The organism is Streptomyces sp. KL116D (genome assembly GCF_030766975.1).
GTDB classification, from domain to species: Bacteria; Actinomycetota; Actinomycetes; order Streptomycetales; family Streptomycetaceae; genus Streptomyces; species Streptomyces longispororuber_A.
In genome coordinates this window covers 156,132-170,095 of sequence record NZ_JASERH010000126.1, presented here as the reverse complement: position 1 = coordinate 170,095, position 13,964 = coordinate 156,132, and the positions used below count along the sequence as shown (strand labels likewise).

Below are 13,964 nucleotides of genomic sequence, written 5' to 3'. Positions count from 1 at the left end.
CAACCTAGGGGGTTGGCGGGACACGGGGCAAGAGGTGAAGATTTTGGGACCCCGTGCGAAAGGCGGCACCCCGCGCCATGCCAGACGAACCACCGGACGGATCCGCGGAGCCCGTCGGACGCCGCGTCCTGCGACTGCGCACCGAACGCGGCCTCACCCAGCGCCAGGTGGCCGAGCCCGCCTACACCCCGGCGTACATCTCGACGCTGGAGGCGGGCCGGGTACGGCCCTCCGAGGCGGCCCTGCGGCACATCGCCGAACGGCTCGGCGTCTCCTACGAGGAGCTGGCCACCGGCCGCCCCGCCCGCCTGGCCACGGACGTCCGGCTCCGGCTCACCGAGGCGCAGCGCTCCCTCGCCACCGGCGCGGCCGCCGAAGCGGCGCTGCTCTACGCCGAGCTGGCCGCGGAGGCGGAGCGGCTCGGGCTCGGCGCGGAGCGGGCCGCGGCCGAACTGGGCCTGGGCGAGTGCGCCCTGGAGACCGGCGAACTGCCCGTGGCCCGGGAGCACTTCGACAGGGCCGACGCGCTGCTCGTCGAGGCGGGCGCGCCGCTCCCCCAGCGGGCCCCGGTGATCCGCGCCCGGGCCGTGGCCCACTACCTGTCGGGATCCCTGCGGTACGCCTGCTACCTGCTGGAGACCGCGCTCGACGAGCTCAACACCGGCGGCCTGCACGACCCGGACGCGCTCGTGCTGCTGTACACCGCGTCCATCGCCCCCTACATGGACATGGGCGCCCACGCGCGCGCCGCGCAGGCCGCCGAGCTGGCGCTCGCGCTCGCGCCGCGCGTCGCGGACCCGGCGCTGGTCGCCCAGATGCACCGGTCGGTGGCGCGCACCCTGCTCGCCGAGGGCCGGGTGGCGGAGGCCGACGCCTCGCTCGCGAAGGCGGCCGAGCTCTACCAACACCTCCAGATCCGCACGGAATTGGCGCACTGCCACTGGATGCGCGGCTACGTCCACGCGCAGGCCGGGCGGCTCGCCGACGCGGAGACCGAGCTGCGGACGGCGCGCGACATGCTCTCCGCCAAGCGGGCCGCCCTGTACACGCAGCAGGTCGAGGTCGAGCTCGCGGACGTCCTGCGCCGGCTGGGCCGCGCGCAGGAGGCCGCCGCACTGCTGCGGTCACTGCTGGGGTCCATCGGGCCCGACCGCGGCGCCGTGCACGCGGCCGGCGCGCACCGCCTCCTCGGCCTCATCGCGCAGGAGCTGGGCGCCGCGGAGGAGGCGGAGGAGCACTACGTCCAGGCCCTCAGCCTGCTCGAACGGGCGGGCGCCGCGGGCGACTTGGCGGACCTGTGCCGACTCCTCGGCGACCTGTACCGGCGCACCGGACGCATCGAAGCGGCCCTCGACACCTACCGCACGGGCCTCGGCCACCGGGCGGCGCCGGGTACGACGACGCTGGGGCCGGCCCCGGCGCGGCCCCCTCTGTGACAGATATATGCACCGGGTATTCCGGGGCGGGCCTCAGAGGCGTAGATTCCCCACACCGTCCCCGCATGCGGGGACGGACCGGATGAGCGGTGTCGGCGCTGTTCATCCGACACCCGCCGCGCCGCCGTCGGCACAGGCAGGCGCAGTGCAGCGGGAGCACCTACGAGGGTCTGTTCCAGGCCCTGTTGAGGCGGGCCCGGCCGCTCCCCTCGGACGAAACGACCGGCCGGGTCACGCCGCACCACCGCCTGACGTGCGGCGTCAGCGGTTGCCCTGCCTGCGGGCCTGCGCCTTCTGCTGCATGCCGCGGGTCTTCGCCGCGATCGAGTCGATGCTCCGCTTGGCCTGCTGCGCGTGCTGCTGGGCCGCGTCGTTGCGGGCCCGCTGGGACTCTTCGCGCGGGTTCTTGGCGTGCTTGGCCATGACCGTCACTCCTCCTCGGGTGCCGGAAGACGGACCACTCCACTCTGCGCCCGCCCCGGCGGATCGGCATCCGGGGCGGCCGGACCGCTGTCGGTGCGGGCGGGCACTATGGGGCCTATGACTGAGAGCAACCGGGGCACGACACCGGCCGTGCCCGACTGGGAGAAGCGATTCCGGGCACCGCGGGTGTCCCTGCCCGACTGGGCGGAGGACGCACCGGACCGCTCCCTGTTCGTGTCGAACGCGACGGGGACGTACGAGCTGTACGCATGGGACAGGGCCACCGGCGAGCAGCGCCAGGCGACGGACCGGGCGAACGGGACGACGGACGGCGTGCTCTCCCCCGACGGCGACTGGATCTGGTGGTTCAGCGACAAGGACGGGGACGAGTTCGGGGTCTGGCTGCGCCAGCCCTTCGCGGGCGGCGAGGACGTCGAGGCCGTGCCCGGCCTCGACCCCTCGTACCCGGCCGGGCTGGCCCTGGGCCGGGACGGGCACACGGCGGTCGTCGGCCGCTCCACGGACGACGACGGCACGACGATCCACGTCGTGCGGCCGGGCTCCGACGCCCCCGCGGAGATCTACCGGCACCGGGAGTCGGCCGGGGTCGGCGACCTCAGCCACGACGGCACGCTGATCGCGATCGAGCACACCGAGCACGGCGACGCGATGCACTCGGCGCTGCGCGTGGTCCGCCTGGACGGGACGACGGTCGCCGAGCTGGACGACACGAAGGGCGGCGAGGAGGAGCTGGGCCTGGAGGTCCTCGGCTTCGCCCCGGTCGAGGGCGACACCCGGCTGCTCGTCGGGCACCAGCGGCGCGGCCGCTGGGAGCCGATGGTCTGGGACGTCGCGTCCGGCGCGGAGACCGATCTGGTCCTCGACCTGCCGGGCGACGTGTCGGCGGAGTGGTACCCGGACGGGTCGGCGCTGCTGGTCGCCCACGAGTTCGAGGCCCGCGGCGACCTGTGGCGCTACGAGTTCGCGACGGGCGCGCTGACCAAGGTCGACACCCCGCTCGGCACGGTCTCCGGCGCCTCGGCCCGGCCCGACGGCAGCATCGAGTACCTGTGGTCGTCGGCCGCGGAGCCCCCGGTCGTCCGCTCGACCACCGGCGCCGTCGTGCTGGACCCGCCGGGGGCGAAGGCGCCCGGGTCCGTGCCCGTCGAGGACGTGTGGGTGGAGGGCCCCGGCGGCCGCGTCCACGCCCTCGTCCAGAAGCCGGCCGGGGCGACGGGCCCGCTGCCCACCGTCTTCGAGATCCACGGCGGCCCCACCTGGCACGACTCGGACTCCTTCGCGGCCGGCCCGGCGGCCTGGGTCGACCACGGCTTCGCGGTGGTCCGGGTCAACTACCGGGGCTCGACGGGGTACGGCCGGGAGTGGACCGACGCCCTCAAGCACCGGGTCGGCCTGATCGAGCTGGAGGACATCGCGGCCGTCCGCGAGTGGGCCGTGGCCTCCGGCCTCGCCGACCCGGACCGGCTCGTCCTGGCGGGCGGCTCCTGGGGCGGCTATCTGACGCTGCTCGGCGTGGGCACGCAGCCCGGCGCGTGGGCGGTGGGCCTGGCCGCGGTGCCGGTCGCCGACTACGTGACCGCGTACGAGGACGAGATGGAGGCCCTCAAGGCCCTGGACCGCACGCTCTTCGGCGGCTCCCCCGAGGAGGTCCCCGACCGCTTCCACGTCTCCTCGCCGCTCACCTACGTCGACGACGTGAAGGCCCCGGTGTACATCTCGGCGGGGGTGAACGACCCGCGCTGCCCGATCCGCCAGATCGACCACTACGTGGACCGGCTCGCCGCCCGCGACGCGGTGCACGAGGTGTACCGGTACGACGCCGGGCACGGCTCGCTCGTCGTGGAGGAGCGCATCAAGCAGGTCGCGCTCGAACTGGACTTCGCGAAGCGGCATTTGCCGAGCTGACCGCGTCCAGGGCGGGGCCGCGGTACGGGTCCTTATATCGGACCCGTACCGTGGAAGGCGTGTACCGGTTCCTGCTGACTCCCCGCTGGTGGGGGATCAACATCTTCGTCCTCGTCGCGATCCCCGTCTGCATCTTCATGGGTTCGTGGCAGCTCAGCCGTTTCGAGGACCGGGTGCAGGACCACCGGTCCGCGTCCGAGCAGATCGAGACGAACGAGAAGACGGCCGCCGAGCCGCTCGCCGGCCTGCTGCCCGTCGACCAGGAAACCTCCGGCAGGCGGACCACGGCGACCGGTCACTACGCCAAGCAGTTCCTGGTCCCTGACCGCGACGTCGACGACCGCACCGGCTTCTACGTCGTGACGCTCCTGAAGGTCGACGGCGCCGGCAAGGCGCTCCCCGTGGTGCGCGGCTGGCTGCCCGGCACGGCGTCCGCCACGAAGGCCCCGGCGCCGCCGAAGGGCGAGGTCACGATCACCGGCACGCTCCAGGCGTCCGAGTCCCAGGGGTCGAACGGGGTGACCGCCGCGGGCGGCCTGCCCTCGGGACAGGTCGGCATGATCAGCGCGGCGTCCCTGGTGAACCTGGTGCCGTACGACGTCTACGACGCATGGGTCACGCTCGACAAGGCGGACTCCCGGATGACGGCGGTCCCCGCGTCCACGCCGCAGGGCAGCGGCCTGGACCTCAAGGCGTTCCAGAACCTCGGCTACACCGGTGAGTGGTTCGTCTTCGCGGGCTTCGTGGTCTTCATGTGGTTCCGCCTGGTGCGCCGCGAGGCCGAGGCCCTGCGGGACGCGGAGCTCGGCCTGGCGGAGGAGACCGCCTGACGGCTACGAGGCCGGCAGCACACCCGTCCGGTACACGGTCCCGGCGCACGCGTCGGGGATGACGGTCGTCGCGCTGGGCGCGCCCGGCTCCGCCGTGTGGGAGACGCTGACGCTGCCGTCGCCGGTGCCCTCGGAGCCGAGCTGCGCCGACAGCCCGGAGTCCGCGGTGGCCTCGCCCGAGTCGCCGGTCGCGTTCTCCGACGGGGTCGGGGAGGGGGACACCTCGCCCCCGCCGTTGCCGCCGTTGCCCCCGGTACCGCCGGTGCCGCCGCTCGGGGTGCACTGCCCGGACGGCACCCAGGCGAACTTCACCTCGTACGCCATCCCCGGTTCCAGGATCAGCTGGCTCTGCTCGGCCGACGGGTCGGGCAGCCCCGAGCCGTCGCCCGACGTGTGGTCGAGGACGCCGACCTTGGTGGGGTCGGCCGCGCCCTGCGCGACGGTCAGGACGCTGCCGCCGCCGTCCACCGTGCAGTTGCCGTCCGAGACGTTCGACACGCGGAAGCTGCCGTAGACCTTGCCGCTGCCGTCGGGGGCGCCGACGCTGGCCACCGCCGACAGCTCGTTCGCCGCGCAGAGCGGGGAGCTGGCGGCGGCCGTGGAGCCGGGGCCCGGGCCACCGGTGGCGCCGCTGGTCGCGCCCTTCCCCTGGTCGCCCTTCTTGCCCTTCTCGCCGTCCTTGCCCTTGCCCTTGTCCTTGGACTGGGAGGGCGAACCGCCGGAGTCCCGGCCGGCCCCGCCGTCCTTCCCGGCGGCGACACCGCTGTGCGTGTTCTGGCTGTTGCCCGCCATGGCGGGGTCCGCCGACGACCCGGAGTTCGTGACGTGGAGCACCGCGGGCACCGCCATCGCGACGAACACCCCGGCGGCGATGGCGCCGACGGCGGCCTGCCGCTTGCGCGCCCGGCGCGCGGGCACGGCCCGGCGCAGGTGCTCGAGGGCGACGTCGGACGGCTCGATCTCCGCGACGGCGGTGCGCATCATGCGCCGCAGCGCCAGCTCGTCGTCGCCGAGTCCGGTGCCGCCGAGGGTGTCGGGTCCACTCGCGTCGTCGGCCGCCGCATCGGCCGGACGGCGGGGTCCGTCGTTCACAGTTGCGTTCCCAGCGTGCTCGTCCTGCTCGTGCTTCCTGAACCGCTTGTCCGGCCCGCGGCCTGTCGTGGGGCTCATGCCGGCGCCTCCATGGCCACGCGCAGAGCCGCGATGCCGCGAGAACCGTACGCCTTCACGGACCCCAGGGATATCCCGAGCGCCTCGGCCACCTGGGCCTCGGTCATGTCCGCGAAGTAGCGCATCACGAGGACCTCGCGCTGACGCCGCTGGAGCCCCTTCAGGGCCTTCTTCAGGGCGTCCCGCTCCAGCAGGTCGTACGCGCCCTCCTCGGCGCTCGCCATGTCGGGCATCGGCTTGGTGAGCAGCTTCAGCCCGAGGATGCGGCGGCGCAGCGTGGACCGCGAGAGGTTGACGACGGTCTGGCGCAGGTACGCCAGCGTCTTCTCGGGGTCACGGACGCGTTTTCGCGCGGAGTGGACGCGGATGAACGCCTCCTGCACGACGTCCTCGCAGGAGGCCGTGTCGTCCAGGAGCAGCGCCGCGAGTCCGAGCAGGGAGCGGTAGTGGGCGCGGTACGTCTCGGTCAGGTGATCGACTGTGGTGCCGGTCGCCATCGCGTCGTCAGCGCCCTGCGCCTGCGCCGGAATGCGCGCCGGGCGCGCTGCTGGCATGGGGGCGATCACCGGCATGCCGCCGGAAGTGCCCCCACGGGAACGGCGCGTCCCGAGGGGTGCGAGGGGTGGGCGCAGGGCCGCGCCCCTCGCCTGTACCGCTGTGAAGTCGAGTACCTCTGCCACGCCTGTTGGACACGCTTCCCCCCGTCAGGGTTGTACGCGTCCGGCGCCCCATTTGCGACAGACTTCGTCATCCCCACCGATGACTCCGCCTCAGATGCCGACATGCGTACCTGCTCTTCCCCTATGCCCCAATTGTCCTGTGCGATACGACACCCCCGAGAGCGACCGCCCCCCTAAGGGCTATCGCAAGGACGCTCCCCGCCCCGCAAGCGGTTGCGGGACGGGGAGGAAATCTTCGAACGCTCAGAAGTTCCGGTTCAAGTGGTTCAGACCACCGTCATCACAGAACTTACACAGATCCTACGAGTGGATCCGGATATGGGAAGGGGCCGACCGTAAAGCGGACGGCAGGAGAGGCGCACATCACGCGCCGGTGAACTCCCCGGCGACCAGCTCGGCGATCTGCGCCGTGTTCAGCGCGGCGCCCTTGCGCAGGTTGTCCCCGCACACGAAGAGTTCGAGCCCGGCCGGATCGTCGAGCGAGCGCCGCACGCGCCCGACCCACGTCGGGTCGGTGCCCACCGCGTCGGCGGGCGTCGGGAACTCGCCGGCCGCCGGATTGTCGAAGAGCACGACGCCCGGCGCGGTCGCCAGGATCTCCCGCGCCCGGTCCACGGTGACCTCGCTCTGGAAGCGGGCGTGGACGGTGAGGGAGTGCGTCGTCACCACCGGCACCTGCACACAGGTCACGGCCACCTTCAGACCGGGCAGCCCGAGGATCTTGCGGGACTCGTCCCGCACCTTCATCTCCTCCGACGACCAGCCGTCCTCGCGCAGCGCCCCGGCCCACGGCACCACGTTCAGCGCGACCGGCTCGGGGAACGGGCCGGTCCGGTCGCCCACCACCCGCCGCACGTCACCGGGGCTGGTGCCCAGCTCCGTACCGGCGACCAGGGCCAGCTGCTCGCGCAGCGTCTCGACCCCGGCCCGCCCGGCGCCGCTGACGGCCTGGTAGCTGGAGACCACCAGCTCCCGCAGGCCGAACTCGGCGTGCAGCGCGCCGACCGCCACGATCATCGAGAGCGTCGTGCAGTTCGGATTGGCGATGATGCCGCGCGGCCGCACGCGCGCGGCGTGCGGATTGATCTCCGGGACGACGAGCGGGACGTCCGCGTCCATCCGGAAGGCGGGCGAGTTGTCGACGACGACGGCGCCCTTGGCGGCCGCGATCGGCGCCCACCGGGCGGCCACGTCGTCGGGCACGTCGAACATGGCGACGTCGACCCCGTCGAAGACGGACTCCTCCAGGGCGACGACCTCGACCTCCTCGCCGCGCAGCGTGAGCTTGCGCCCCGCCGAGCGCGCCGAGGCGACCAGCCGGATCTCCCCCCAGATGTCCGCGTGCTGCGACAGGATCTGCAGAAGAACGGCGCCGACGCTCCCGGTCGCTCCCACGACCGCGAGCGTCGGACGCCGCACGGGTTCCCCGGCTGGACGGGCCATCAGCGGCCGGTGCCTCCGTAGACCACGGCCTCGTCGGAGTCCGAGTCGAGTCCGAAGGCGGAGTGCACGGCGCGCACCGCCTCGTTCACGTCGTCGGCCCGCGTGACGACCGAGATCCGGATCTCCGAGGTCGAGATCAGCTCGATGTTCACGCCCGCGTCGGTGAGCGCCTCGAAGAACCCGGCCGTCACACCCGGGTTCGTCTTCATACCGGCGCCCACGAGCGAGATCTTGGCGATCTGGTCGTCGTAGCGCAGCGACTCGAAGCCGACGTTGGCCTTCTGCTTCTCCAGGGCGTCGATGGCCTTGCGGCCCTCGGTCTTGGGCAGCGTGAAGGAGATGTCGGTCAGACCGGTGGAGGCGGCCGAGACGTTCTGGACGATCATGTCCAGGTTGATCTCGGCGTCCGCGACGGCCCGGAAGATCTTCGCGGCCTCGCCCGGCTTGTCCGGAACGCCGACGACGGTGACCTTCGCCTCGGAGGTGTCGTGCGCGACACCGGAGATGATCGCCTGCTCCACGGACTCTGCCCCTTGCTTCTTCACGAGCGGTTCGTTGCTGACCCAGGTCCCCTGCAGTCCGCTGAAGCTGGACCGCACGTGGATCGGGATGTTGTAACGACGGGCGTACTCCACGCAGCGGTGGAGCAGCACCTTCGACCCGGAGCTGGCCAGCTCCAGCATGTCCTCGAAGGAGATCCAGTCGATCTTCCGCGCCTTCTTCACGACGCGCGGGTCGGCGGTGAACACGCCGTCGACGTCCGTGTAGATCTCGCAGACCTCGGCGTCGAGCGCGGCGGCCAGCGCCACGGCCGTGGTGTCGGAGCCACCGCGCCCGAGCGTGGTGATGTCCTTCTTGTCCTGCGAGACGCCCTGGAACCCGGCGACGATCGCGATGTTGCCCTTGTCGAGCGACTCACGGATCCGGCCCGGCGTCACATCGATGATGCGGGCTTTGTTGTGGACCGAGTCGGTGATGACGCCGGCCTGACTGCCCGTGAACGACTGGGCCTCGTGGCCCAGGTTTTTGATCGCCATGGCCAGCAGGGCCATGGAGATCCGCTCTCCGGCGGTCAGCAGCATGTCGAACTCTCGTCCGGCAGGGATCGGGGATACCTGCTCGGCGAGATCGATCAACTCATCCGTCGTGTCGCCCATCGCGGACACCACGACAACCACCTGGTTGCCGTTCTTCTTGGCGTCGACGATGCGCTTGGCGACCCGCTTGATGCCCTCGGCATCGGCTACGGAGGAGCCTCCGTACTTCTGCACGACAAGGCCCACGTGCGCTCCTCGCTCAGTCCGTCTGTCACCGCATGTACGTACGCGTACTGCGGTCGGCTCAGTCTAACGAGCGGCCGAAATCCGCCCCGGTCATATCGCATCGTGAGATGTCCCGCTCACGACGTGATCTCCGGGGTTTTTCGGTCGGCATCCGGCCGCTCCGAACGAGCGCATGCCCAGGCCCGCCGGGCGCAACCGGAAAGGTGGCCCTGCTCACACCGGCTACTTGACGGGGCGCAGGCCGAGCGGGCCCGCGATCTCCTCCGCCATGACCTTGCCGGCCTCCTCCTCCAGGGTCCCCTCGGCCGTCGACAGGTCCTCGTCGGTGTCCAGGCCGTCGAGGTCGTCGAGCGGCTGGTTCAGCCGGACGTGGGCGACCAGGGACTGCAGGGCGCGCAGGGTGGCGGAGGCGGTGGAGCCCCAGTTGGAGAAGTACGAGAACTGCCACCACCACAGCGCCTCGGTGACGCGGCCCGCGCGGTAGTGGGCCATGCCGTGGCGCAGATCGGTGACGACGTCGGCCAGGTCGTCCGAGATCCGGGCCGCCACCGGTGCCTTGCGCGGCTCGTACGGGTCGAAGACCTCCGAGTAGACGTCGACCGGGTCGAGCATCCGCGCCAGGCTCTGGCGCAGCTCGTCGGCGTCGTCCGCGTCCCGCTCCGAGCCCAGGTCCGGCTCGTACCGCTCGTCCGGGACGATGTCCTCGTGCGCGCCCAGCCGGCCGCCCGCGAGCAGCAGCTGGGACACCTCCAGGAGCAGGAACGGGACCGCCGAGTCCGGCTCGTCGCCCTTGGCGATCTCGGTCACCGCGACGATGAACGACTCGATCTGGTCGGAGATCTGGACCGCGAAGTCATCGGGATTCTGGGTGGCCGCGTGCAGCGTCGCGTCGCCGGACGCCTTGGCGGCGCCCGCCGTGGCGGCGGTGTTCGTCGTCTCAGACATCTAGGAGTCGTCTCCCCTCGAAGGCCCGGCCGAGGGTGACCTCGTCCGCGTACTCCAGGTCGCCCCCGACGGGGAGGCCGCTGGCCAGGCGGGTGACCTTCAGGCCCATGGGCTTGATCATGCGGGCGAGGTACGTCGCCGTGGCCTCGCCCTCCAGGTTCGGATCGGTGGCCAGGATCAGCTCCGTGACCGTCCCGTCGGCCAACCGCGCGAGAAGTTCTCGTATACGCAGGTCGTCGGGACCGACCCCCTCGATGGGGCTGATGGCGCCGCCGAGCACGTGGTACTTCCCGCGGAACTCACGGGTGCGCTCGATCGCGACGACGTCCTTGGGCTCCTCGACCACGCAGATGACGGTCGGGTCGCGGCGCGTGTCCCGGCAGATGTTGCACAGCTCCTCCTGCGCGACGTTGCCGCACGTCGCGCAGAACCGGACCTTCGCCTTGACCTCCATCAGCGCCTGCGCGAGCCGCCGTACGTCGGTGGGTTCGGCCTGCAGGATGTGGAAGGCGATCCGCTGCGCGCTCTTGGGACCGACGCCGGGCAGCCTGCCCAGCTCGTCGATGAGGTCCTGGACCACGCCTTCGTACACGGATTGCCTTCGCCTTCAGGTCGTCTGGTGCGTCTTGATACGTACGGTAGTTGGCGCCGGGCCTAGAAGGGGAGGCCCGGGATGCCGCTGCCGCCGCCGAGTCCCTGGGCGAGCGGGCCGAGCTTCTGCTGCTGCAGCGTCTGCGCGTTCTCGTTCGCCGCCTGGACCGCCGCGACCACCAGGTCGGCGAGGGTCTCGGTGTCCTCCGGGTCCACGGCCTTCGGGTCGATGACGAGGCCGCGCAGTTCGCCGGAGCCGGTCACCGTCGCCTTGACGAGGCCGCCGCCCGCCTGGCCCTCGACCTCGGTCCGTGCCAGCTCCTCCTGAGCCAGCGCGAGGTCCTGCTGCATCTTCTGGGCCTGCTGGAGCAGCTGCTGCATGTTGGGCTGGCCACCACCGGGGATCACGATCAGCTCCTGTCTCTGGGTCGCTTGGGTTCGAGCCTACGTGGTTCGGGGTGCGCCCGCCCCGGCACCTCGCACTGCACTCTTTCGAGTGAGATGGGCTGCTTTCCTATACCTGATGAAGGCCCACTTCTGAGCGGAAAACCCGCGAAAACGGGACCTTGGCCACCCATTGGGCGGTAGGAAGATGCTGCACATTCAGCCCCAGCCGTAACCAGTCGAGGGAGTGCCGGGTGAGTCAGCCGGAGATGCAGCCCGAAGGACCGCCCCAGGAGGGCCAGGGTGAGGGCGGCCGGGGCGTATCGGACGGCGGCCCCCGCTCCGGCGACCTCACGGGGCGGACGCTTCCGCTCGGCGACTGGGGCGAGCCCGCGGAGCGGCTCGACGAGCTGTACCGGTGGGTCGAGCAGGGCGCCCTGCGGACCGCCGGCTGGTACCTGGCCGACCGGGTGTGGAAGCGGCGGGGAGCGCGGGCCCTGCGGGGCGGGGCGGCGCTCGGTGCGGTGGCCGGGGGCGCGCTGCCGCTGCTCGATCTGACCGGGGTGGTGGGCGGCGTCGCTCCCTGGGGGTATCTGACGCTGCTGCTCGCGGTGGCCTGCGTCGCCTGCGACCGGTACTTCGGGCTCACGTCGGGGTGGATAAGGGACGTCGCCACCGCGCAGGCCGTGCAGCGGCGGCTGCAGGTGCTCCAGTTCGACTGGGCGTCGGAGAGCGTGCGGGAGGTGCTCGGGCCGACGGAGGGTACGGCGAGCGAGGCGGCGGAGCGGTGCCTCGCGGTGCTGCGCCGCTTCACGGAGGACGTGACGGAGCTGGTGCGGTCCGAGACGGCGGACTGGATGGTGGAGTTCCGGTCGGGGCCGGCGCCGCTGGTGATGCAGTCCTCCGTCCCCGGCACCACGCCCCGCGGCCCGGACCCCGCCCCCGGCCGCTTCCCCCTCCCCCCGGGCACCCGCCCGAACATGCCCCGCCAACGCCCCCCGGAGCCCCGCTAGCCCCTGCGGGGCGCCACCGGACCAACGACTACGCCGCACCGGGGTGCCACCCAGCCCGACGGCGACGCCGCACCGGGGCCGCCTTGCCCACCCTGCCGCCCCGGGCGGCAGACCGCCCAAGGCGGTGGGCGGCCCTGAAGGCTGCGCGGAGCGCAGGCCTTTCAGGGGCGCGGGGAACTGCGCGACCAGCCCCCACCGGCCCGCGGCCGGGAACGAAGCGGCGCTCAAGAAGGCCGCGCGGAGCGCGCCTCTCAGGCCCGCAGCCGGGCGTGGGGGGAAGTGGGAACGGTGAGCAGGGGGAAGCGGCCGACTAGGGTGGTCCGGACCAGCGGAACCGATGCGCCAGCCGAACCGGGGGAACCGTGCCCGTATCCGACGGCCCCGCCGTCACCCGCAGCACCCTGCGCCAGCAGATCGCCGACGCGCTCCGCGACGAGATCCTGGGCGGCCGCCTCACCCCGGGCCAGGAGTTCACGGTCAAGGAGATCGCCGAGGGATACGGGGTGTCGGCCACCCCGGTCCGCGAGGCCCTCGTCGACCTCACCGCCCAGGGCCTGCTCGACTCCGCCCAGCACCGCGGCTTCCGCGTCCACGAGTACTCCCTGGCCGACTACCGCGCGATGATCGAGGCCCGCAGCCTCGTCGCCGACGGAATCTTCCGCGGCCTCGCCGAGAACCCGCCCCAGGACCCCCGCACCCCGGACGCCCTCGCGGGAGTCCGCCGCCGCGGCGAGGAGGCGGCCCGCGCCGCGGGCGCCGGCGACCTCAACGTCCTCATCGGCTACGACCTGCGCTTCTGGCGAGAGCTCTCCGCCCTCTTCGGCAACGCCTACCTCTCCGACTTCTTCCACCGCCTGCGCGTCCAGTCCTGGATGTGCGCGGTCCCGCACCTGCGCCGCGCCGGCGACCTCAAGGGCCGCCTGTGGTCCGGCCACTGCGACCTGGTGGACGCCCTGGTCCGCCGGGACGCCACGGGCGCGCACGCGATCATCGCCGGGTACAACGCCGACTCGCTCGCGCTCATCGAGCAGCTGGCCGGGGATTGAGGCTCGGACCGACCGGGGAGCGGGTACCTGCAAGACAGGGCTGTCGCAGTGCGCCGCCGACTACCCTGGCGTACGCCCGGCCGTGCGCCGCCGAACACGTCCTAAGGAGCCCTTCTTGGCCTGTGATCTGTGGCTCGTCCCCCTCGTCGACGTGCTGTGCCACAGCCCCGACAACCCCTTCGCCGAGGAACTCGCGCTGTACGACAAGGCGTTGACCGAGGCAGGGCTGCCGACGGTACCGGTCTACTCGTACATGCCGGGACTCTCCGGCGACGTCGCACCGGTCGCGGGGTTCGACTACGACGCGCTGCACTTCCTGCGCCGCGCCTATCTGCTCCAGCTGTGCGGCCTCGCGGTGACACCGGTCGACGAACTCGGCGGTGACTACGAGCAGTTGCTGGAGATGTTCGAGTCGACGGCGCAGGGTTCCCACCTGGTGTGGCACTACGACCACGCGGGCGCGTACGTCCCCGTGGACTTCGCGACACCGCTGTCGAACGACGAACTCCTCGCCGGTGGCGGCCCGTTGGGCTCGTCCCACGCACTGCTGCGCGAACTGGAGTACGTGGCTCCGTCGATCGGCATCGACCCGGCGAACCCGCCGGTGCCGCCCGCCCCGCCGACGGCGCCCACCGCCCTGGAGGAACCGGCGGCCCCGGTGCCGCCGGACGACAGCCCGTTCGCCCGGGAACGGCACGTCTGGCTGGGCCTGCACCAGGCGGCCACGCGCAGCCTGGCCCAGGGATCGATGATCATCTTCAGCTGAGCGGGACACGGCACGGGGCGCCGCCGGC

At 72.3% G+C, this 13,964-nt stretch carries 14 protein-coding genes; 6 read left to right on the top strand and 8 right to left on the bottom strand.

Going from position 1 to position 13,964, the window contains the following annotated elements:
- The first annotated feature begins 77 nt into the window (after positions 1 to 77).
- Entirely contained in the window at positions 78 to 1,436 is a 1,359-nt protein-coding gene (locus tag RBJ77_RS46840; protein WP_372350550.1) for a tetratricopeptide repeat protein, read from the top strand.
- 261 nt (positions 1,437 to 1,697) lie between these two features.
- Here RBJ77_RS46840 and RBJ77_RS46835 read toward each other — a convergent pair whose 3' ends face one another.
- Entirely contained in the window at positions 1,698 to 1,859 is a 162-nt protein-coding gene (locus RBJ77_RS46835) for a hypothetical protein (protein WP_255975000.1), read from the bottom strand.
- 117 nt (positions 1,860 to 1,976) lie between these two features.
- Here RBJ77_RS46835 and RBJ77_RS46830 point away from each other — a divergent pair, with 117 nt between their 5' ends.
- Together RBJ77_RS46830 and RBJ77_RS46825 are read left to right on the top strand one after the other, a co-directional pair.
- Complete coding sequence (locus tag RBJ77_RS46830) at positions 1,977 to 3,785, top strand: prolyl oligopeptidase family serine peptidase (protein ID WP_372350549.1); 1,809 nt, start codon at positions 1,977 to 1,979, stop codon at positions 3,783 to 3,785.
- 59 nt (positions 3,786 to 3,844) lie between these two features.
- Positions 3,845 to 4,615, top strand: coding sequence for an SURF1 family protein (locus tag RBJ77_RS46825; RefSeq protein ID WP_372350548.1), 771 nt, complete (start codon positions 3,845 to 3,847; stop codon positions 4,613 to 4,615).
- A 3-nt stretch (positions 4,616 to 4,618) separates the two neighbouring features.
- Here the strand turns inward: RBJ77_RS46825 and RBJ77_RS46820 are convergent, their stop codons facing one another.
- The 7 genes from RBJ77_RS46820 to RBJ77_RS46790 form a co-directional block, all read right to left on the bottom strand.
- A complete protein-coding gene (locus RBJ77_RS46820; protein ID WP_372350547.1) occupies positions 4,619 to 5,785 on the bottom strand; it encodes a hypothetical protein in 1,167 nt (388 codons plus the stop codon).
- Positions 5,782 to 6,357, bottom strand: coding sequence for a SigE family RNA polymerase sigma factor (locus RBJ77_RS46815; protein WP_305128086.1), 576 nt, complete (start codon positions 6,355 to 6,357; stop codon positions 5,782 to 5,784). Before RBJ77_RS46815 ends, RBJ77_RS46820 begins: the two co-directional genes overlap by 4 nt.
- A gap of 471 nt (positions 6,358 to 6,828) precedes the next feature.
- The gene (locus RBJ77_RS46810) at positions 6,829 to 7,908 is read right to left on the bottom strand and encodes an aspartate-semialdehyde dehydrogenase (RefSeq protein ID WP_372350546.1); all 1,080 of its coding nucleotides are present in this window, start codon (positions 7,906 to 7,908) and stop codon (positions 6,829 to 6,831) included.
- A complete protein-coding gene (locus tag RBJ77_RS46805) occupies positions 7,908 to 9,191 on the bottom strand; it encodes an aspartate kinase (RefSeq protein WP_255974994.1) in 1,284 nt (427 codons plus the stop codon). Before RBJ77_RS46805 ends, RBJ77_RS46810 begins: the two co-directional genes overlap by 1 nt.
- Before the next feature lie 222 nt (positions 9,192 to 9,413).
- The gene (locus RBJ77_RS46800) at positions 9,414 to 10,136 is read right to left on the bottom strand and encodes a DUF5063 domain-containing protein (RefSeq protein ID WP_372350545.1); all 723 of its coding nucleotides are present in this window, start codon (positions 10,134 to 10,136) and stop codon (positions 9,414 to 9,416) included.
- A complete protein-coding gene (gene recR / locus RBJ77_RS46795) occupies positions 10,129 to 10,728 on the bottom strand; it encodes a recombination mediator RecR (RefSeq protein ID WP_255974992.1) in 600 nt (199 codons plus the stop codon). Before recR ends, RBJ77_RS46800 begins: the two co-directional genes overlap by 8 nt.
- A 62-nt stretch (positions 10,729 to 10,790) precedes the next feature.
- On the bottom strand, positions 10,791 to 11,135 hold the full coding sequence (locus tag RBJ77_RS46790; RefSeq protein WP_372350544.1) for a YbaB/EbfC family nucleoid-associated protein: 345 nt from the start codon (positions 11,133 to 11,135) through the stop codon (positions 10,791 to 10,793).
- Positions 11,136 to 11,365: 230 nt separating this feature from the next.
- Between RBJ77_RS46790 and RBJ77_RS46785 the strand changes: the two genes are divergently transcribed.
- From RBJ77_RS46785 to RBJ77_RS46775, 3 genes are all read left to right on the top strand, one after another.
- Positions 11,366 to 12,124 (top strand): SLATT domain-containing protein, encoded by a 759-nt coding sequence (locus RBJ77_RS46785; protein ID WP_372350543.1) that lies wholly within the window; start codon positions 11,366 to 11,368, stop codon positions 12,122 to 12,124.
- 362 nt (positions 12,125 to 12,486) lie between these two features.
- Positions 12,487 to 13,170, top strand: a complete 684-nt coding sequence (locus RBJ77_RS46780; protein ID WP_372350542.1) for a GntR family transcriptional regulator — start codon at positions 12,487 to 12,489, stop codon at positions 13,168 to 13,170.
- A gap of 115 nt (positions 13,171 to 13,285) precedes the next feature.
- Positions 13,286 to 13,936 carry a hypothetical protein gene (locus RBJ77_RS46775; RefSeq protein WP_372350541.1) on the top strand — a complete coding sequence of 217 codons (651 nt, stop codon included), beginning with the start codon at positions 13,286 to 13,288 and terminating at the stop codon, positions 13,934 to 13,936.
- Positions 13,937 to 13,964 lie beyond the last annotated feature (28 nt).

What these genes read in the sequence shown, in the direction of transcription:
- RBJ77_RS46840 (WP_372350550.1), top strand. Translation starts at nt 78, where the DNA reads ATGCCAGACGAACCACCGGACGGATCCGCGGAGCCCGTCGGACGCCGC.
- RBJ77_RS46830 (WP_372350549.1), top strand. Translation starts at nt 1,977, where the DNA reads ATGACTGAGAGCAACCGGGGCACGACACCGGCCGTGCCCGACTGGGAG.
- RBJ77_RS46835 (WP_255975000.1), bottom strand. Translation starts at nt 1,859, where the DNA reads ATGGCCAAGCACGCCAAGAACCCGCGCGAAGAGTCCCAGCGGGCCCGC.
- RBJ77_RS46800 (WP_372350545.1), bottom strand. Translation starts at nt 10,136, where the DNA reads ATGTCTGAGACGACGAACACCGCCGCCACGGCGGGCGCCGCCAAGGCG.
- RBJ77_RS46810 (WP_372350546.1), bottom strand. Translation starts at nt 7,908, where the DNA reads ATGGCCCGTCCAGCCGGGGAACCCGTGCGGCGTCCGACGCTCGCGGTC.
- RBJ77_RS46815 (WP_305128086.1), bottom strand. Translation starts at nt 6,357, where the DNA reads ATGCCGGTGATCGCCCCCATGCCAGCAGCGCGCCCGGCGCGCATTCCG.
- RBJ77_RS46820 (WP_372350547.1), bottom strand. Translation starts at nt 5,785, where the DNA reads ATGAGCCCCACGACAGGCCGCGGGCCGGACAAGCGGTTCAGGAAGCAC.